Raw genomic sequence first — 17,926 nt, 5'->3', positions numbered from 1 at the left:
GGGCAAGAACAAGCAGGGCGACACCGCCCACACCCCCGGCGAGCAGGGGACCGGCAACTCCGAGGGTTGAGCCCCTTGGTTGCCCCCGGGCGGTGCCTGACCCACATTCTGCGGTCGCGGAATGTGGCCTTGCTGCCCGTCGTACGGCGAGTCGTCGGCGACACTCCGGGCGGAGGTGAGCCACCCACATTCGAGCGCGAGAAAATGTGGGTGTGGCACCGCTGAACTCCGACGGGCAGCCCTCAGATGTAGCGCTCGGTGATGCTCGACTCCGCCAGCCGGGAGAGCCCCTCACGCACGCTGCGGGCCCGGAGCTCGCCGACGCCCTCGACGGCCCGGAGGTCGTCGATGCCGGCGGAGAGCAGCTGCTGCAGTCCGCCGAAGTGCTCGACCGGGCGGTCGACGACACGGGCGGGCAGGCGCGGCACCTTGGCGAGCAGGCGGTAGCGCGCGGGGCGACGGCGCCGTCGAGGTGTTCGCCGGTGCCGAGGCCGAGCACGCCAGCGACCGAGCCCGGGTCGACGAGGTCGGTCGGGGAGAGTGCGGCCAGATCGGTCAGCATCGTCTCGGGAGTCGTCTTCTTGCGCTTGCCGGTCGGCAGGTAGTCGCGGACGACGAGCTCACGCTCCGCGTCGACGCCGGTGATGAGCTCCTCGAGCTGCAGGGAGAGCAGACGGCCGTCGGTGCCGAGCTCGAGGACGTAGTCGTCGATCTCGCTGGCGATGCGGGTGACCATCTCGAGCCTTTGGGCCACCACGGCGACGTCGCGCACGGTGACCGGGTCTTCGATCTCCAGCGCCGACAGCGTCGAGGAGACCTCGTCGAGCCGCATCTTGTAGCGCTCGAGCGTGGCGAGGGCCCGGTTGGCGCGGGAGAGGATCTTGCCGGAGTCCTCGAGGACGTGGCGGATGTCTCCGACGTACGCCGCAATGATCTGCATCGACTGCGACACCGAGATCACCGGCCACCCGGTCTGGCGGGCGACCCGGTCGGCCGTGCGGTGCCGGGTGCCGGTCTCCTCGGAAGGGATCGTGTGGTCGGGCATCAGGTGCACGGCCGCGCGGTGGATCCGCGAGATGTCCTTGTCGACGATGATCGCGCCGTCCATCTTGGCGAGCTCGCGCAGGCCCGTGGCCGTGAAGGGCACGTCGAGCGTGAAGCCGCCGGTCGCGATCGACTCGACGGTCTTGTCGATGCCGAGCACGATCAGCGCCCCGGTGCGACCACGAAGGATCCGCTCGAGTCCATCGCGCAGGGCGGTGCCGGGCGCGATCTCGGCGAGCGTGGCGCGCAGTCGTAGCGCGTCGTCGATTCGCTCAGCCAAGATTCCCTCCCCGGGAGTGCGCCGGTCGCGCGCGTCAGTCTAGGGGACCTCGGGTTGGCCTATCACCGTTCAGCACCTTCACCGCGCGCAGTGCCGAGAACACCGTGCTCACGTCGAGCACGTGCATCCCGTCGACGTTGCGACCGTTGGGGGAGTCGGGCGCACCCGGCTCGCTCGGCACGATCGCCATCCGGAAGCCCAGTCGGGCCGCCTCGGCCAGCCGTTGCGGCAGGTCGTGGACGCGCCGCAGCTCGCCGGCCAGCCCGATCTCGCCCATCGCGACGACCCCCTTGGGCGGCGCCATGCCGCTCGTGGAGCTGGCGATGGCGATGGCGATCGCGAGGTCGGCGGCCGGCTCGGTGATGCGCGCGCCGCCGACCGTGGAGCCGAAGACGTCGTGCTGGTGCAGCCGGACACCGGCGTGCTGCTGCAGCACGGCGAGGATCATCGCCACTCGGGAGCCGTCGATGCCCGACGTCGTCCGCCGCGGACGCTCCGGGGGTGAGGGCGTCACGAGCGCCTGCACCTCCGCGAGCATCGGCCGGCGCCCCTCCATCATCACCGCCACGCAGGTGCCCGGCACCTGGGAGGAGTGGTGCTCGACGAAGAGGCCGGTCGGGTCCGTCACCGCACGGATGCCCTCGGAGGACAGGTCGAAGCAGCCGACCTCGTCGACCGGGCCGAAGCGGTTCTTCATCGCGCGGACCATCCGGAAGCGGGAGTTGCGGTCGCCCTCGAAGTGCAGCACGACGTCGACGAGGTGCTCGAGGACGCGCGGCCCTGCGATGGAGCCGTCCTTGGTCACGTGACCGACGAGGACGGTGGTGATGTTGCGGGTCTTCGCGACCCGGATCAGCGCGGCGGCGACCTCCTTGACACGGGTGACACCGCCGGGCACGCCCTCGATGCCGCTCGCGCCGATCGTCTGCACCGAGTCGATCACCAGCAGCGTGGGTCGCACCTGCTCGATGTGCGTGAGCACCGCGCCGAGGTCCGTCTCGGCGGCCGGGAACAGCTCGTCGTGCACCCCGCGCGTGCGGTCGGCGCGGAGCCGGACCTGCGAGGCGGACTCCTCGCCGGTGACGTAGAGGGTGCGGGTGCGCACGCGCGCCGTCTGGGCGGCGACCTCGAGCAGCAGCGTGCTCTTGCCGACGCCCGGCTCGCCCGCGAGCAGGATCGCGGCACCGGGGACCAACCCACCACCGAGCACCCGGTCGAGCTCTGGCACGCCGCTGGTGCGGAACTGCGAGTCCTCCACCGAGACCTGCCCGATCGGCACCGCCGGCGTCGTCACCGGCGACGCGGCCGTGCGCAGGGTCGGGGCCGCCGCCTCGACGACGGATCCCCAAGCCCGGCACTCGCCACAGCGGCCGACCCACTTGGTCGTCTCCCAGCTGCACTCCGTGCAGCGATAGGCGGACCTGACCTTGGCGGTTTTGCTCATGCAGCGAACCGTAGGCGACGCCACCGACAGTGCCCGGGTGCCCACCCGCCAGCGAATGAGGCGGTTATGCTGCTGGTGGATTGGAACGATCAAGGAGCCAGCGATGTCGCGCACGGAGCCACGGGCAGCCGGATTCATCCCGGTCGCGCCGCCGACGCTCGCGGACGTCGTGGAGCGGGCCGGTGTCTCGCGCCAGACCGTGTCCAACGCCGTCAACAACCCCGACCTGCTGCGCCCCGACACCCTCGAGCGGGTCCGCGAGGCGATCGACGAGATGGGCTATTCCCCCAACCGCGCGGCCCGCAACCTGCGCACCCGCAGCTCGCAGCTGATCGGCCTGCGCGTCCTGCCCGCACAGGAGGGCACGGCCAACGCGATGATGGACCGCTTCGTGCACACCCTCGTCGACACCTCCGCCGAGGCGGGCTATCACGTGCTCCTCTTCGCCGGGGACAACGACGACCCGGTCGGTGGCTACGACCACCTCCTCCGCGCCACCGCCGTCGATGCCTTCGTCGTGACCGACACCTATCTCGGCAACCCGCAAGCGGCCCGGCTCACCGAGCAGCGTGCGCCCTTCGTCGCGTTCGGTCGCCCGTGGGACCAGCCACAGGCGACCCACCCATGGGTCGATGTCGACGGCGCGGCAGGCACCCGCCCGGCCACCGAGCACCTCATCGCCAAGGGCCACACGAGGATCGCCTGGATCGGCTGGCGCAAGGACTCACCCATCGGCGAGGACCGTCGCGCGGGTTGGCTGAGCGCGATGCGCGACGCGGGCCACGCCACCACCGGACTCGCCTCGCGGGTGGAGGACACCGTCCAGAGCGGCGCCGAGGCAGCCGCCGTACTCCTCGACGAGTCCGCTCCCACCGCGTTCGTCTGTGCCTCCGACACGTTGGCCATGGGCGTGCTGCACACCCTGTGGATCCGCCAGCTCGCACCGGGCCGCGACATCGCCGTCGTCGGCTTCGACGACTCGCAGGTTGCGCAGGTCTTCCCGGTCGGGCTCACGTCGGTGCGCCAGCCGCTCGAGGACGTCGCTGTCGCGATCGTGCGCGCCCTCGAGACCCTGCTGGGCCACCTGCCGCCGCCCGCGCAGGGCGTCCTCCTCACGCCGACGCTCGCCATCCGCGGATCCAGCTGACGCCGGGCGTCAACCCACCGCGCCCGCACGTCGTCAGTCGGTATCCGGGTGGTTACCAAATGACTGGATCCGAGGCCCTCGGCGGCGAGGTAGGTAACGTTACCTACCTCCCGGCGGAGACCCTCGTAATCGGGACATTTGGTAACGAGGTGGATACCCCGTCCGGCGTGATCAGCGCAGTCAGAAGCGACGCCACCACACGTTGACGGCGTAGTCGACGTCGGTGCCCTCGTGCGTCGCGATGATCGACTCCGCCAGCTCGGGCGCGAACTCGATCCGCACCACCGCCTCGAAGTCCGCGCGCGAGGAGAACGACCAGCCCATGTCGACCGGGATCCGGGTCCAGCCGCGCGTCGACCAGAAGCGCTCGACGGCGACGGGGTCGACCATCGGATAGCCGCGGAGGAACCACGAGCCGAAGGTCGAGCGCGAGCCGTCGTTGTCGATCACGAACGCCGTCCCGCCGCGCGCCATCACGCGGTCGAGCTCGGCCAGCCCCGGCTCGCTGCCGGGTCCGAAGAAGTAGGCCCATCGTGCCTGCATGACGTCGACCGACGCGTCGGCGATCGGGAGGGCCTGCGCCGTACCGACGGAGACAGCGACGTTGGACAGCTTGCGCGTACGGCGCAGCGCCAGCCTCGCGAGGTCGGGGTGCGGTTCGACGCCGATCACCGAGGCCGCGGTCGAGGCCCACTGCGGTAGGTGGAAGCCGCTGCCGCAGCCGACGTCGAGGAAGCGCGCACCGGACCGGGACGCGACCGAGGACATTGCCTCCTCGATCCGACCGTGCGGGTCGGCCGCGCGGTTCTCGATCTCGTAGGTCGCCGGGTGGTGCCAGATGTTCGGCGACGGGGTGGCGCCCTCGATGCGCGGAGGGCGCGTCACCGGATCAGATGCGGACCAGACCCGAGGGGGTCTGGAACTGCGCGGCCGGGATGCCGGGGGTGCCGTTGGGGGCGACCCACTCGACCTTGACGTCCTCGAGCGGGGCCTCGACGGTCTCGCCGAGCCACTCGCTGACGCGCTGCGGGTCGCCGGCGATCTCCAGCGTGGCCGGGGAGAAGTCGGGGTCGGCGCCGTTGCTGGGGTGCATCTCGCGCGGGGAGTCCCACTGGATGAAGAACGGCAGCTGCGGGTCGGCCATCAGGTCGTTGACGCCGATCTGCTTCCACAGCAGCTCTTCGCCGGACGGCAGGTGCCGGTTGCCCTTGACGGCTTCGCGACCGAGTCGCGTCTCCACCTCGGTGAGGTTGTCGATCGCGACGACCCAGCCGAGCCAGCCGCCACCGGCGGCCGAGCGGGCGCGCACGGCCTGCCCGAAGGGGGCCTTGTCGCTGGCGGGGTGGTCGAGCACCTCGACGATCTCGAGGTAGGTGCCCCCGTCGAGCGGCATGATCATGTTGCGGGTGCCGAAGCGGGGGTGGACCCCGCCGTCGATGAAGTCCTTGCCCAGCAGTGTCCCGATGCGCTGGGCTGTGCTGGCGAGGCCGTCCGGCGTGGCTGCGAAAGAGAGATGGTCCGGGCGCATGCAGGCATTCTGAACCTGCTCTTCGACCCGGCCGCACACGGGGTCGAGTTCTCTTGACGTCGAGAAGTGTGGGTTCAGCGCGGGTCGGCGGGATGCAGCGCCAGTGCGGACCGCGAACGCACGTGCGCCTCGCAGTGCCGGACGAGCTCGCCATAACCACCCGCGCCCATCAGCTCGGTGAGCTCGGCCTCGTGCGTCACGAAGACCGGCTCCGGGGCGACGTGCGCCTCGGTGTTGCCCGAGCAGTACCAGTCGAGGTCGTGCCCGCCGGGGCCCCAGCCGCGGCGGTCGTACTCGCCGATCGCGACCTCGGTGTAGCTCGTGCCGTCCTGCCGCTCGACGTTGCGGTAGGTCCGTCTGATCGGCAGCTGCCAGCACACGTCGGGCTTCGTCTCGAGCGGGTTGCGGCCCTGCTCCAGTGCCAGTCCGTGGAGCGCACAACCCGCGCCAGTCGCGAAGTCTGCGCGATTGTGGAAGATGCACGCCGACTGTTCCTCGTGCACGAGCGTGAGCGTCTTGCGCTCGCCCTCGTCGTCCTTCTCGACCCAGTCGGCCTTCTTCACGGGACGCCCGGGGTGGAACTGCCACTGCTCCGGCGTCAGCTGATCGACGTACGCCGCGACACGCGACTCGTCGTCCTTGTCGGCGAAGTGTGCGCCCAACGTGCAGCAGCCGGTGTTGGGCGCGTCCTTGTAGATGCCCCGGCAGCCCCGGCCGAAGATGCACATGAAGCTCGACGTCAGCCACGTCAGGTCGCAGCGGAACACCTGCTCGTCGTCGGCGGGGTCGGCGAACTCGACGTAGGCACGGGGAAAGACGAGATCGACTTCAGGCACCGGACGATCCTACGTTCGCGCGGCTAGTAGTTTGGTCCCATGCGCTTGGGCGTCCTCGACATCGGCTCCAACACCGGTCATCTCCTCGTGGTTGATGCACACGGTGGCGCGGCCCCGTTGCCGGCGTTCTCGCACAAGCAGCCCCTCCGGCTCGCGGAGCACCTCGACGAGCACGGCGCGGTGACGCAGGTCGGGATCGACGCCCTCACCGACTTCTGCGCTTCCGCGGTGCGGGTCGCGGAGGACAAGGGGTGTGCGGACATGCTCGGCTTCGCGACCTCCGCGGTCCGCGACGCGGTCAACTCCGACGACGTCCTCGAGCACGTCAACCGCGTCGCCGGCGTCAACCTCGCGGTGCTGTCGGGAGAGGACGAGGCACGGCTGACGTTCCTCGCCGTACGCCGCTGGTTCGGCTGGTCTGCCGGCCGGTTGGCGGTCTTCGACATCGGTGGCGGATCGCTGGAGATCGCGGGTGGTTCCGACGAGGCGCCCGACGTGGCCCGGTCGCTGCCCCTCGGCGCGGCCCGGCTCGCCTGCACCACGGTTCGACGGCGAGCGTCCTGACGAGGAGGCGGTGCGCCAGCTGCGCCGGCAGATCCGCGCCGACATCGCCGACAACGCCGGCCACCTGCTCCGCCCCGGCATCCCCGACCGGGCGGCCGCGACCTCGAAGACGTTCCGTTCGCTGGCGCGCATCTGCGGGGCCGCGCCGAGCGCAGACGGCCGGTTGGTGCCGCGGGTGCTCGGAACGCGACACCCTCGCCGGCTGGATCCCCAAGCTGATCGCGCTCAACGCCGAGGAGCTGGCGCACCTGCCGGGCGTCTCGCCGAGCCGCACCCACCAGATCGTGCCCGGCGCCCCGGTCGCCGAGGCCTGCATGGACATCTTCGACCCGGAGGCACTGGAGATCTGCCCGTGGGCCCTGCGTGAGGGCGTCATCCTCGAGCGCCTCGACCAGATCTCGGTCTTGAGCCAGCCGTGACCCTGATCGCCCTGTCGACCGCCTCGGTCTATCCCGAGTCGACTGCACACGCCTTCGGCTACGCCGCGCAGCTCGGCTACGACGCCGTCGAGGTGATGGTCGGCATCGATGCGCTGTCGCAGCAGACCTCGGCCATCAAGCAGCTGGTCGAGCACCACGAGATGCCGGTGTGCGCGATCCACTCGCCCTGCCTGCTCTGGACGCAGCGGGTCTGGGGCACCGAGCCGTGGGGCAAGCTCGAGCGCTCGGCCGACACGGCGCTCGCGGTCGGTGCCGACGTCGTCGTTGTGCACCCGCCGTTCCGCTGGCAGAAGGAATACTCCGCCGGCTTCGTCGACGGCATCGCCGCCCTCGAGGAGTCGACCGGGATCAAGTTCGCCGTCGAGAACATGTATCCACGGCGGGCCTCGTCGCGCCGCGGCATGGAGATGTACGTCCCCGGGTGGGACCCGAGCGAGCAGTCCTACGCCAACACCACCATCGACCTCTCGCATGCCGCCATCGCCGGCTCCGACGTGATCGCCATGGCCGACCGGCTGGGCGACCGGCTGCGCCACGTCCACCTCACCGACGGCAGCGGGTCCGTCAAGGACGAGCACCTCGTGCCCGGCCGTGGCGCCATGGGTGCCGCGGCCTTCCTCGGCCACATCGCGGAGCAGGCCTTCGACGGCCACATCGTTCTCGAGATCAACACCCGCCGCTGCTCGAGTCGTGAGGAGCGGATCGTCGACCTTGCCGAGTCGCTGGCCTTCGCGCGCCAGCACTTCGCCGTACGCACGAACTGATGAGCGTCCGCGGCCGCCGGCCGGGAGCCCCCGACACCCGCGCCGCGGTGCTGGCCGCGGCGCGTTCCGCCTTTGCGGAGCAGGGTTTTCGCGGTACGACGATCCGCGCCGTCGCGTCGGCGGCCGGTGTCGACCCGGCGCTGGTGCACCACTACTTCGGCACGAAGGACGACCTGTTCCTCGCGGCGATGGAGCTGCCCGTCGACCCGCGCGCGGTCGTCGCGCACGTCACCGAGGGCCCGGTCGACGAGGTGGCCGAGCGGTTCCTGACCGCCTTCCTCGGCGTCTGGGACGACCCCACGATCCAGCCGGCCCTGCTCACGGTGGCGCGGCGGATCCTCGAGCCCGGCGGGGACAAGCTCCTCTCCGAGGGCTTCCTCCCCGTCGTCATCCAGCCGGTGGGCGCGAGGCTCGGCATCGACCGTCCCGAGCACCGGATGACGCTGGTCGCGAGCCGGGTGATCGGACTGATCCTGATGCGCTACGTGCTCCGCGCCGAGCCGCTCGCCTCGCTGTCGAAGGAGGGCGTCATCGCGACGTACGCCCCGACGATCCAGCGGTATCTCACCGGCGACCTCCCCTGATCCCTGCACGAACATCAGCAGATCAGGGGATGCGCGCCCCTTCCCGGCGGAGCAGAGTGCACAGCGTCAATCCACTCGGGAGGTAATGATGCCGCTCCAAGATCGTCCAGCCCGGCACGGCCGGGACGTCTTCTTCATCGAGGGCGAGGGGGTGGTGGGGCAGCCCGCGGACGCAGCGGACGGACTGAGCGCGAGGGCGGGGATCACCGCGCGCAGCGGCGTCGCGCTGCGAGCCGCGCCCACGTTCCGGTTCGCGCGGGTCGGGCCGAAGGGCAAGAAGCTGCCCGACGCGATCCTGCGCAAGGTGGCCCGGGCCATGACGCGCGGTGCGCAGCGCGACGACAACATCCCGGCCGGCTTCACCTACCTCGGCCAGTTCGTCGACCACGACCTCACCTTCGACAAGACCCCGGTCGCGTTCGGTGACCGAGTCTCGCCGGCCGAGCTCGTGCAGGGCCGTTCGCCGACGCTCGACCTCGACAGCCTGTACGGCGCCGGCCCGCTCGACCCCGTGTCGTCGGAGTTCTACCAAGCGGACAAGGCGCGGCTCAAGGTCGGCAAGACCACGCAGAGCGGCCCCGACAAGGCGCGGGTCGGCTTCGACGTACCCCGCGTCGGCGGCACCACCGGGACGGCCGCGGCCGGGCGCAAGGCGAACATCCCCGACCTGCGCAATGACGAGAACCTCGCCGTCGCCCAGCACCACGCCGCGATGATCCGCTTCCACAACCGCGTTGTGGGCGCCCTCGGCGCGGGCGTGCCGCCGGCGGAGCGCTTCGAGAAGGCGCGGCGTCGGGTCGTCCTGCACTACCAGTGGATGCTGAAGACCGACTACCTCCCGCGCATCTGCGACAGCGCCGTGGTGACCGACGTCTTCACGAACGGCCGCAAGGTCGTGGAGCCGGGTGCCGACCCGTTCTCGATGCCGAGGATGCCGGTCGAGTTCTCGATCGGCGCGTTCCGGATCGGCCACTCGATGGTGCGCGAGCTCTATGCCCGGAACGCCGTGTTCCCGAGCGGCGCCGGTGCACTCGAGCTGTTGTTCACGTTCTCCGGCACGAGCGGCAACCTCGGCGGCGACCCGACACTGCCGAGCAACTGGATCGCGGACTGGCGCCGGCTCTACCGCTTCGCCCAGATCAATCGACCCGACCTCAAGCCTCCGCGCGGCGAGTTCAACGTGGCCCGTCGCATCGACACCCGACTGGTCGACCCGTTGTCCGTGCTTCCGATCGGGTCCTTCGGTGGCGTGCCTGCCGACGAGGGAACCATGCGGACCAACCTCGCCTTCCGCAACCCGGTGCGCGCCGGCATGGTGAAGCTCGCCAGCGGCCAGCAGATGGCGGCGCTGCTGCGCAGCAGCGGAGTGCCCGTCACGACCCTCACCAAGGCTCAGCTGCGCGACGGCTCCGGGGGTGCCGACCTCTCCGACCTGTCGGCTGCCCAGCTCGACGTCTTCCCGGCCGACACCCCGCTCTGGTTCTACTGCCTGCGCGAGGCCGAGCTCAACGGTGGCGAGCTCACCGGCGTCGGCGCCCGGATCGTGGTCGAGACGATCCATCGCGCCATGGAGGCCAGCGTGCACTCCATCGTGCGGAGCCCGGAGTTCCGCCCCAACCCGGGTGCGGTCGACGGCCGCTTCCGGATGACCGACCTGCTCGTGTTCGCCTTCGAGGACAAGGAGAACCTGCTCGCGCCACTCGGCAACTGACGTCCCTTGACGCGCCCCGCTGCAGAGGCGCACAATTCAACACATGGTGAATAACGTCATTGCGATCACCGACCTCCGGGTCGTCCGCGGCGGTCGCGAGGTGCTGCCCGGCATCTCGCTCGACGTCGGCCCGGGCGTGACCGGCCTCCTCGGTCCCAGCGGGTGTGGGAAGTCGACCCTGATGCGCGCCATCGTCGGCGTGCAGAAGGTCGAGTCAGGCGGCGTCGACATCCTCGGGCTCCCGGCCGGCGCCAAGCCGCTGCGCGACCGCGTCGGCTACGTCACGCAGGCCGCGAGCGTCTACGACGACCTGTCCGTCGCCGAGAACCTGCGCTTCTTCGCCAAGGTGCTGGGAGCGGGCGACATCGACCGGAGCGATCACGGCCGTCGATCTCGACAGCCACCGCGACCGGGTCGTCGGCAACCTCAGCGGCGGCCAGCGCTCGCGCGCCAGCCTCGCCGTCGCACTCCTCGGCGACCCCGACGTGCTCGTCCTCGACGAGCCGACGGTCGGCCTCGACCCCGTCCTGCGTCGCGACCTGTGGGCGCTCTTCCACCGGCTTGCCGACCGGGGCAAGGCGGTTCTCGTGTCGAGCCACGTGATGGACGAGGCCGAGCGCTGCGACCGGTTGCTGCTCATGCGAGAGGGACGGATCATCGCCAACGGCACTCCGGACGAGATCCGCGGCGACGCGAGAGACATCGAGGACGCGTTCCTGCGCATCGTGGAAGGGAAGGCGATCGCATGAGGACGCTCGCCGTCGCCGGCCGCGTGCTCACCCAGATCCGCCGCGACCACCGCACCCCGGCCATGCTGCTCGTGCTGCCCTGCCTGCTGATCACCTTGCTGTGGTGGATGTTCCGGGACCTGCCGGGCGAGGCCTTCGACCGCTTCGGGCCCGGCCTGCTCGCGCTGTTCCCCTTCATCGTGATGTTCCTCGTCACCAGCGTCACCACCCTGCGCGAGCGCAGCAGCGGCACCCTCGAACGGCTGCTCTCGATGCCGATGGGCAAGCTGGACTTCCTGCTCGGCTACGCCCCCGGCCTTCGGTGCCATCGCCGCCGTCCAGTCCGCCCTCGCCGTGGCCGTCAGCGTCGGCCTGCTCGGCCTCGACGTCAACGGCCCCGTCTGGTTGCTGGGCGTGGTCGCGATCGTCGACGCCGTCCTCGGTACGGCGTTGGGCCTGTTCGTCTCCGCGTTCGCGGCCACCGAGTTCCGGGCCGTCCAGTTCATGCCGCTCGTCGTGGTGCCGCAGATCCTGCTCTGCGGGCTGTTCGTCGGGCGCGAGACCATGCCCGGCGTGCTCGAGGCGATCAGCAACGTGCTGCCGCTGTCCTACGCCGTCGACGCCATGCAGGAGCTGGTCGGCGCGGCCGACGAGGCCGTCGTGTGGGGCGACATCGGGGTCGTCCTCGGTTTCGCGCTGGCGGGGCTGGCGCTCGGTGCGGCGACCCTGCGTCGCCGTACGGAATGAGGCGTCCCTGACTCGGCCCGACCGGGCCCGTCGGCGTAGCCTGTGCGCCATGTCACTGCTCCGCCAACCGATCCTCCTGCTCGCCAAGAGCGACGCCGTGAAGAAGCTCGTCAGCACCATGCCGGTGTCCTCCGGAATCGTCACGAGCTATGTCCCCGGTGAGACCACCGAGTCGGCCGTCGATGCCACCGCCGGCCTCATCGACGACGGTCTCCGCGTCACCCCCGGACTTCCTCGGCGAGGACACGCTCGACCTCGCGCAGGCCGAGGCCACCGTCGCTGCCTACAAGGAGCTGCTCGCGGACCTCGGCCGTCGCGGCCTCGCCGGCAAGGCGGAGGTCAGCGTGAAGCTCTCGGCCGTCGGCCGGGCGTTGCCCGACAACGGCGAGAAGATCGCGCTGGAGAACGCGCGCGAGATCTGCCGGGCCGCCCGCAACGCCGGGACCACGGTCACCCTCGACATGGAGGACCACACCACCACCGAGTCGACGCTCGGCATCCTGCGCGAGCTGCGCAAGGACTTCCCCGAGACCGGCGCCGTGCTGCAGGCGATGCTGCACCGCACCGAGGCCGACTGTCGCGCGCTGGCCCACGAAGGCTCGCGGGTGCGGCTGTGCAAGGGCGCCTACCACGAGCCCGAGACCGTCGCCTTCCGGGACCGCCTCGACGTCGACAAGTCCTATGTCCGCTGCCTCAAGGTGCTGCTGGGCGGTCAGGGCTACCCGATGATTGCCAGCCACGACCCGCGGATGATCCAGATCGCGTCCTCGCTCGCCAGCCGCTACGGCCGTCGGGCCGGCACCTACGAGTTCCAGATGCTCTACGGCATCCGCCCCGAGGAGCAGAAGCGCCCGGCCGCCGCGGGAGAGACGGTGCGCGTCTACATCCCCTACGGCCGGGGAGTGGTACGGCTACCTCATGCGCCGGATGGCCGAGCGCCCGCAGAACCTCACGTTCTTCCTCCGCTCCCTGATCTCGAAGAAGTAGGCAGCCATGACCACAGCCATCATCGGCGCCGGCGTGATGGGCGAGATGTTGCTCTCCGGGCTCGTCCGGGCGGGTGGACGCGTCGACCAGCTCATGGTGGGGGAGAAGCGTCCCGAGCGCGCCCGTGAGCTCGAGGAGCGGTACGGCGTCGCCGTGGTCTCCAACATCGAGGCGGCCACCAAGGCCGACACCGTCGCGCTGGTCGTGAAGCCCCGGGACATGGAGTCGGTGCTCCGCGAGATCGCGCCGGTGCTGCGCCCGGGCCAGCTGATCGTCAGCCCGGCGGCCGGCATCACCACCGCCTTCATCGAGTCGCACGTGCCCGAGGGCATCGCGGTCGTGCGGGTCATGCCCAACACGCCCGCCCTCGTCGACGAGGGCATGGCCGCCATCTCGCCCGGCTCGCACTGCGACGACGCACACCTCGCCGAGGCGGAGGCGTTGCTCGCCTCGACCGGTCGGGTCGTGCGGGTGCCCGAGAAGCAGCAGGACGCGGTCACCGCGATCAGCGGCTCCGGCCCGGCCTACATCTTCTTCGTCGTCGAGTCGATGATCGAGGCCGGCGTCCATCTCGGCCTGCCGCGCGCCACCGCCTCGGAGCTGGTCATCCAGACCCTCTACGGCTCGGCCACGATGCTCCGCGAGACCGGCACCCACCCGGCGATCCTGCGCGAACAGGTCACCTCGCCCGGCGGCACCACGGCCTCCGCCCTGCGTGAGCTGGAGATCCACAAGGTGCGCGCCGCGTTCCTCGCCGCCATGGAGGCCGCCCGCAACCGCTCGCGCGAGCTCGCCGAGGGATCCTGAGCCTTCCCGCCAGCGCAAAGTCCGACGAGCCCGCTGTCACGCTGCGGACTGAAGGCAGTTCAGCGCGGCGCCGTACGCACTGAGCGTGGCGCTGCCCGCTTCTGGCGCGAACTGCCTCAGTTGAGTAGCAACCTCGCGGACGCCGACGTAGCGGCCGACCTTCCGAGAGTTCCTGTTGCTCTCGAGCGTCTGGGACAGCAGGAACTCTCGGTACGTCGTCGGCCCGGATCAGTGCTGGATCGTCCCCCTCAGGATGCCGGGGATCCAGCACTGTCGTACGGCGATCAGAACCGCAGCTCGTCCAGCGACCGGATCCGGGGCGAGTGCGAGGGGTGCTCGTCGCGACGATCCAGCAGCACGGCGTGCAGCCCTGCGCCGAGGGCGCCCTCGACGTCCGCGACCAACGAGTCGCCGACCATCAAGGCGTCACCGGGCTCGACGCCCAGCCGAGCACACGCGCCCGGGAATGCCGCGGGGTCGGGCTTGCCGAAGGCGAACTCGTCGGACGTGAACACCCGGTCCAGCTCGTCGTCGACGAGCCCGACCCGCTCGAGCTTGAGCCGCTGGTGCGCGTGGTCGCCGTTCGTCAGGACCGCAGCGCACAGGCCGGCCGCCCGCACCCGGCGTAGGGCGGGGACGGCATCGGAGAAGGTGGTCCAGCTGGCGTGGTAGACCGCGCTGTAGCCGAGGAACGCCTCGTCCGCGGCGGCGTCGTCCGCGAGGTCCGGGTGGGGGAGGAACTCCCGCACGCGTGCTCGCCGCTGCCCGTCGAAGGTGAGCTCACGCAGCTGGTAGGCGCGGTAGTGCGGGGTTGCGATCGCCGACCGTGTGAGCGCGATCTCCTCGTCGCTGCCGGCCAGTCCGTTGGCCCGACCCCACTCGATGCTGGCCGTCCGGGCGGCCGAGGTGTGGTCGACCGGGGGTGTCGTCGAGGTCGAAGATCACCGCGTGCATGTGCCCATCCCACACCGTCCGGCCAGCGGTGGCTCACCGGGGGTTGCCGCCGCGTCGGAGTAGCCTGCGCGACATGGTGGACTGCTCCGGACCGGCGTCGGTCGTCTTCGACCCCGCGCTGACGGAGTACAACTTCGGTCCGTCGCACCCGATGTCCCCGATCCGGGTAGACCTCACGATGCGCCCGGCCGACGAGCTCGGTGTGCTGGCCGGACTGACCGTGGTGCCGGCGCCGATGGCCGACGAGAAGCGGATCGCCACGGTGCACACCCGGGGGACTCATCGACGCCGTCACGCGCATGGGGATCGAGGGGGGCGAGGACGCGGCCCACGGCCTCGGCAGCGACGACAACCCCGTCTTCCCCGACATGCACACCGCCGCGGCGCACGTCGTCGGCGGGACCGTCGAGGCCTGCCGGCAGGTGCTGAGCGGCGAGTCGCTGCACAGCGCCAACATCGTCGGCGGGCTGCACCACGCCATGGCCGACCGCTCGAGCGGCTTCTGCATCTACAACGACATCGCCGTCGGGATCCAGTTCCTGCTCGACAGCGGCGTCGAGCGCATCGCCTATGTCGACATCGACGTCCACCACGGCGACGGCGTCGAGAAGATCTTCTACGACGATCCGCGGGTGTTGACGATCTCCCTGCACGAGACCGGCCAGATGCTCTTCCCGGGCACCGGCTTCCCACAGGACACCGGCGGCGAGGGGGCCGAAGGGACCTCGGTCAACGTCGCCCTGCCGCCGGGGACTGCCGACGGTGGCTGGCTGCGCGCCTTCCACGCCGTCGTCCCGCCACTGCTGCGCGAGTGGAAGCCTCAGGTCCCGGTCACCCAGCACGGCTGCGACTCCCACATGGAGGACCCGCTTGCCCACCTGATGCTCAGCGTCGACGGCCAGCGCGCCGCCTACCTCGCCCTCCACGACCTCGCCCACGAGCTCTGCGACGGCAAGTGGGTCGTCACCGGCGGTGGCGGCTACGCCCCCGGTCGAGGTGGTGCCGCGTGCCCGGACGCACCTGCTCGCGATCGTCGCCGGCGCGCCCCTCTCGCCCGCCACCGAGACGCCCGCCGCCCGGCGTGCCCACGTCGAGGAGACCTTGGGTCGTACGGCGCCGCACCGACTCACCGACGGCCGCAACCCCGCCTATCGCGACTGGTCGGGCGGCTACGACCCCGAGACCTCGGCTGGACCGGGCGATCATGGCCACGCGGACCGAGATATTTCCCCTCCACGGGCTCGACCCGTACCCGTAATCAACGCGACACGCCGTACGTCCCACAAGTTTCTCTAGTAACACCCTTCCCCACAGGTCACATTGGCCCTATCTTTGCGAAAAGAGCGCCACGAACTTGTGACACCGGTGGGGGAAGCCGGTGCCGTTGCGCAGAAGGAATGGTGCACAAATGGCTCCCAACCAGCTCGGAGACATGTCGGACGTCGTCTTCCTGACGATCGCCGAGGTGGCCGCCAAGATGCGCGTGTCGAAGATGACCGTCTATCGACTCGTCCACAACGCGGAGCTGCCAGCCGTCCGAGTCGGCCGCTCGTTCCGAGTGACCGAGCACGACGTCAACGAGTACCTGCGCAAGAGCTTCTACAACGCAGGCTGAGCTCGGCGCAGACCCTCCGCGGACACCGATTCTCGCTTCCCGCGCGGCCAGTAGGCTGTGCGGGTCGCGCGGGCACCTGCCTGTGCGCCGCGCCCGCATCGGTTTGCGAGCGCGCAGGTTCGTGAAAGGTTTTTTCGTGGGTTCTGTCATCAAGAAGCGGCGCAAGCGTATGGCCAAGAAGAAGCACCGCAAGCTGCTCAAGAAGAGCGCGTGCAGCGTCGCAAGCTCGGCAAGTAAGCCCCTGCCGCTATGGGACGGGTCGTGCTGGTCACCGGGATCTCCCGGGACATCGGTCGCCGCTTCGCGCGCTGCCGCCAGCGACCCGTCCATAGATCGCGTCATCGGCGTCGATGTCGTCCCGCCCCGCGGTGACATCGGCGAGGTGTCGTTCGTGCGCGCCGACATCCGCAGCCCCGTCATCGCGAAGGTGCTCGCCAAGGAGGACGTCGACACCGTCGTCCACATGAGCGTCATCGCGACCCCCGGCACGGCCGGCGGTCGCAACACGATGAAAGAGCTCAACGTCATGGGCACGATGCAGCTCCCGGCTGCCTGCCAGAAGTCGCCGACGCTGCAGAGCCTCGTCGTGAAGTCGACGACCACGATGTACGGCGCCAGCTCGCGTGACCCCGCGATGTTCACCGAGGAGATGGGACCCAAGCGGGTTCCCGGCTCCGGCTACGCCAAGGACGTCTACGAGGTCGAGGGTTACGTCCGCGGCTTCGCGCGTCGGCGTCCCGACGTCAACGTCACCACGATCCGCGCGGCCAACGTGATCGGCCCGCACGTCGTCAGCCCCATCACCAGCTACTTCCGGCTGCCGGTGGTCCCGCGGGTGCTCGGCTTCGACCCGCGGTTGCAGTTCCTGCACGAGGACGACCTGCTCGACGTGCTGAGGCACGCGGCTGTCTCCGATGTCCCCGGCACGTTCAACGTCGCCGGCGACGGCATGCTGATGCTCTCGCAGGCGATCCGTCGCCTGAACAAGTCGACCGTCTCGTTGCCGCCCTTCGCGCTCGGCCGCCTCGGCTCGGTCCTGCGCCGGGCCCGGGTCGCCGACTTCTCGCCGGAGCAGCTCGGCTTCCTGACCTACGGTCGCGGGGTCGACACGACGCGGATGCGCGAGGTGCTGGGCTTCGAGCCCCGCTTCACCACCGCGAGCGCCTTCGCCGACTTCGGCGTCTCGCTCGGTGTGCCTCTCAGCGACAACACACTGGTTCCTGCTCCGAAGGGTGAGGCCCGTGTCTGACGCCATCAACTCCGACGCGCGACTCCGACGCCCGTGTCATCCCGATCGGCACCAGCGGCCGCCCCGGTCGCGGCACCGGTCGCGACCGCCCGTCCTCGGCCGCGCGCAGCTCCGGCCGGCCCCGCCAAGCAGTCCGCGAAGAAGGCGGCGGCCCTGCGCAAGCCGGCGGCCCGCAAGCCGGCCGTGCCCGAGACGCCCGCCACCGAGCCCGAGTCCCGTCCGGCCGCCACCAGCGAGGAGCGTCACCCGCTGGCCGGCGTGCCGATCGGCGACTGGCTCTCCGCCTTCCGGGGCGCGTCGGTCGAGGTCTTCGGCGACCAGTGGGAGCGCGCCCGGCCGAGATGATGGCCTTCATGCGCCGTCGCCTCTCGGGTGAATACGTCGTCGACGAATACGGCTTCGACGCCGAGATCACTGAGCGGTTCATGCTGGCCGCGCTGCGCCCGATCGCCGAGAAGTGGTTCCGGGTCGAGGTCCGCGGCGTCGAGAACATCCCG

The 17,926-nt window shown here is 70.5% G+C and carries 20 protein-coding genes and 3 pseudogenes; 15 read left to right on the top strand and 8 right to left on the bottom strand.

The window, feature by feature from the left end; genetic code table 11:
• Positions 1–242 precede the first annotated feature (242 nt).
• Positions 243–1,327 (bottom strand): annotated as a pseudogene (disA, locus tag LP418_RS09020) (DNA integrity scanning diadenylate cyclase DisA).
• Positions 1,328–1,358: 31 nt separating this feature from the next.
• Positions 1,359–2,768 carry a DNA repair protein RadA gene (gene radA / locus LP418_RS09015; protein ID WP_257956032.1) on the bottom strand — a complete coding sequence of 470 codons (1,410 nt, stop codon included), beginning with the start codon at positions 2,766–2,768 and terminating at the stop codon, positions 1,359–1,361.
• A gap of 103 nt (positions 2,769–2,871) precedes the next feature.
• Here radA and LP418_RS09010 point away from each other — a divergent pair, with 103 nt between their 5' ends.
• Complete coding sequence (locus tag LP418_RS09010; protein WP_257956031.1) at positions 2,872–3,915, top strand: LacI family DNA-binding transcriptional regulator; 1,044 nt, start codon at positions 2,872–2,874, stop codon at positions 3,913–3,915.
• Positions 3,916–4,095: 180 nt separating this feature from the next.
• Here LP418_RS09010 and LP418_RS09005 read toward each other — a convergent pair whose 3' ends face one another.
• From LP418_RS09005 to LP418_RS08995, 3 genes are all read right to left on the bottom strand, one after another.
• Complete coding sequence (locus tag LP418_RS09005) at positions 4,096–4,800, bottom strand: class I SAM-dependent methyltransferase (protein WP_257956030.1); 705 nt, start codon at positions 4,798–4,800, stop codon at positions 4,096–4,098.
• 4 nt (positions 4,801–4,804) lie between these two features.
• Complete coding sequence (locus tag LP418_RS09000) at positions 4,805–5,443, bottom strand: VOC family protein (RefSeq protein WP_257956029.1); 639 nt, start codon at positions 5,441–5,443, stop codon at positions 4,805–4,807.
• 74 nt (positions 5,444–5,517) lie between these two features.
• On the bottom strand, positions 5,518–6,279 hold the full coding sequence (locus tag LP418_RS08995; protein WP_257956028.1) for a hypothetical protein: 762 nt from the start codon (positions 6,277–6,279) through the stop codon (positions 5,518–5,520).
• Positions 6,280–6,318: 39 nt separating this feature from the next.
• Between LP418_RS08995 and LP418_RS08990 the strand changes: the two genes are divergently transcribed.
• From LP418_RS08990 to proC, 9 genes and pseudogenes are all read left to right on the top strand, one after another.
• Positions 6,319–6,843, top strand: a complete 525-nt coding sequence (locus LP418_RS08990) for a Ppx/GppA phosphatase family protein (protein WP_257956027.1) — start codon at positions 6,319–6,321, stop codon at positions 6,841–6,843.
• Positions 6,735–7,262, top strand: a complete 528-nt coding sequence (locus tag LP418_RS08985) for a Ppx/GppA phosphatase family protein (RefSeq protein WP_257956963.1) — start codon at positions 6,735–6,737, stop codon at positions 7,260–7,262. The genes LP418_RS08990 and LP418_RS08985 overlap by 109 nt, the downstream gene beginning before the upstream one ends.
• A complete protein-coding gene (locus LP418_RS08980) occupies positions 7,259–8,047 on the top strand; it encodes a sugar phosphate isomerase/epimerase family protein (protein ID WP_257956026.1) in 789 nt (262 codons plus the stop codon). The genes LP418_RS08985 and LP418_RS08980 overlap by 4 nt, the downstream gene beginning before the upstream one ends.
• Positions 8,047–8,631: a TetR/AcrR family transcriptional regulator gene (locus LP418_RS08975; protein ID WP_257956025.1), complete on the top strand. Its 585-nt coding sequence runs from the start codon at positions 8,047–8,049 to the stop codon at positions 8,629–8,631. The genes LP418_RS08980 and LP418_RS08975 overlap by 1 nt, the downstream gene beginning before the upstream one ends.
• Before the next feature lie 85 nt (positions 8,632–8,716).
• A complete protein-coding gene (locus tag LP418_RS08970; RefSeq protein ID WP_257956024.1) occupies positions 8,717–10,342 on the top strand; it encodes a peroxidase family protein in 1,626 nt (541 codons plus the stop codon).
• A 43-nt stretch (positions 10,343–10,385) separates the two neighbouring features.
• Positions 10,386–11,091: pseudogene (locus LP418_RS32890) on the top strand (ABC transporter ATP-binding protein).
• Between the two features lie 333 nt (positions 11,092–11,424).
• A complete protein-coding gene (locus LP418_RS08955) occupies positions 11,425–11,817 on the top strand; it encodes an ABC transporter permease (protein WP_257956961.1) in 393 nt (130 codons plus the stop codon).
• Between the two features lie 182 nt (positions 11,818–11,999).
• Positions 12,000–12,932 carry a proline dehydrogenase family protein gene (locus LP418_RS08950; protein ID WP_257956023.1) on the top strand — a complete coding sequence of 311 codons (933 nt, stop codon included), beginning with the start codon at positions 12,000–12,002 and terminating at the stop codon, positions 12,930–12,932.
• Positions 12,841–13,611 carry a pyrroline-5-carboxylate reductase gene (proC, locus tag LP418_RS08945; RefSeq protein ID WP_257956960.1) on the top strand — a complete coding sequence of 257 codons (771 nt, stop codon included), beginning with the start codon at positions 12,841–12,843 and terminating at the stop codon, positions 13,609–13,611. The genes LP418_RS08950 and proC overlap by 92 nt, the downstream gene beginning before the upstream one ends.
• Positions 13,612–13,895: 284 nt before the next feature.
• Here the strand turns inward: proC and LP418_RS08940 are convergent, their stop codons facing one another.
• From LP418_RS08940 to LP418_RS30585, 3 genes are read right to left on the bottom strand one after another with little or no spacing between them, the layout of a single operon-like run.
• Positions 13,896–14,360 (bottom strand): HAD family hydrolase, encoded by a 465-nt coding sequence (locus LP418_RS08940; RefSeq protein WP_257956022.1) that lies wholly within the window; start codon positions 14,358–14,360, stop codon positions 13,896–13,898.
• A 31-nt stretch (positions 14,361–14,391) separates the two neighbouring features.
• Positions 14,392–14,565 carry a hypothetical protein gene (locus LP418_RS08935; protein ID WP_257956021.1) on the bottom strand — a complete coding sequence of 58 codons (174 nt, stop codon included), beginning with the start codon at positions 14,563–14,565 and terminating at the stop codon, positions 14,392–14,394.
• A 33-nt stretch (positions 14,566–14,598) separates the two neighbouring features.
• A complete protein-coding gene (locus LP418_RS30585; RefSeq protein WP_336275947.1) occupies positions 14,599–14,826 on the bottom strand; it encodes a hypothetical protein in 228 nt (75 codons plus the stop codon).
• 38 nt (positions 14,827–14,864) lie between these two features.
• On the opposite strand from LP418_RS30585, the gene LP418_RS08930 reads away from it, so the two are divergent.
• From LP418_RS08930 to LP418_RS08910, 5 genes and pseudogenes are all read left to right on the top strand, one after another.
• On the top strand, positions 14,865–16,019 hold the full coding sequence (locus LP418_RS08930) for an acetoin utilization protein AcuC (RefSeq protein WP_336275946.1): 1,155 nt from the start codon (positions 14,865–14,867) through the stop codon (positions 16,017–16,019).
• Positions 15,998–16,180 (top strand): helix-turn-helix domain-containing protein, encoded by a 183-nt coding sequence (locus LP418_RS08925; RefSeq protein WP_257956020.1) that lies wholly within the window; start codon positions 15,998–16,000, stop codon positions 16,178–16,180. The genes LP418_RS08930 and LP418_RS08925 overlap by 22 nt, the downstream gene beginning before the upstream one ends.
• Before the next feature lie 136 nt (positions 16,181–16,316).
• Positions 16,317–16,417 (top strand): annotated as a pseudogene (locus LP418_RS08920) (30S ribosomal protein bS22).
• Between the two features lie 145 nt (positions 16,418–16,562).
• The gene (locus tag LP418_RS08915) at positions 16,563–17,429 is read left to right on the top strand and encodes an NAD-dependent epimerase/dehydratase family protein (protein ID WP_257956019.1); all 867 of its coding nucleotides are present in this window, start codon (positions 16,563–16,565) and stop codon (positions 17,427–17,429) included.
• A 33-nt stretch (positions 17,430–17,462) separates the two neighbouring features.
• Positions 17,463–17,774 carry a hypothetical protein gene (locus LP418_RS08910; RefSeq protein ID WP_257956018.1) on the top strand — a complete coding sequence of 104 codons (312 nt, stop codon included), beginning with the start codon at positions 17,463–17,465 and terminating at the stop codon, positions 17,772–17,774.
• Positions 17,775–17,926: the final 152 nt, after the last annotated feature.

Source organism: Nocardioides sp. B-3 (assembly GCF_024703895.1).
Taxonomy (GTDB): domain Bacteria; phylum Actinomycetota; class Actinomycetes; order Propionibacteriales; family Nocardioidaceae; genus Nocardioides.
Note: the sequence above shows the minus strand (reverse complement) of the source record. Positions and strands in the feature narration are given on the sequence as shown.

Bases quoted from the DNA above. Each gene is read 5' to 3' on its own strand.
- radA (WP_257956032.1), bottom strand. From the start codon at position 2,768: ATGAGCAAAACCGCCAAGGTCAGGTCCGCCTATCGCTGCACGGAGTGC.
- LP418_RS09010 (WP_257956031.1), top strand. From the start codon at position 2,872: ATGTCGCGCACGGAGCCACGGGCAGCCGGATTCATCCCGGTCGCGCCG.
- LP418_RS09000 (WP_257956029.1), bottom strand. From the start codon at position 5,443: ATGCGCCCGGACCATCTCTCTTTCGCAGCCACGCCGGACGGCCTCGCC.
- LP418_RS08990 (WP_257956027.1), top strand. From the start codon at position 6,319: ATGCGCTTGGGCGTCCTCGACATCGGCTCCAACACCGGTCATCTCCTC.
- LP418_RS08975 (WP_257956025.1), top strand. From the start codon at position 8,047: ATGAGCGTCCGCGGCCGCCGGCCGGGAGCCCCCGACACCCGCGCCGCG.
- LP418_RS08970 (WP_257956024.1), top strand. From the start codon at position 8,717: ATGATGCCGCTCCAAGATCGTCCAGCCCGGCACGGCCGGGACGTCTTC.
- LP418_RS08950 (WP_257956023.1), top strand. From the start codon at position 12,000: ATGCCACCGCCGGCCTCATCGACGACGGTCTCCGCGTCACCCCCGGAC.
- proC (WP_257956960.1), top strand. From the start codon at position 12,841: ATGGGCGAGATGTTGCTCTCCGGGCTCGTCCGGGCGGGTGGACGCGTC.
- LP418_RS08935 (WP_257956021.1), bottom strand. From the start codon at position 14,565: ATGCACGCGGTGATCTTCGACCTCGACGACACCCCCGGTCGACCACAC.
- LP418_RS08930 (WP_336275946.1), top strand. From the start codon at position 14,865: ATGGGGATCGAGGGGGGCGAGGACGCGGCCCACGGCCTCGGCAGCGAC.
- LP418_RS08925 (WP_257956020.1), top strand. From the start codon at position 15,998: ATGTCGGACGTCGTCTTCCTGACGATCGCCGAGGTGGCCGCCAAGATG.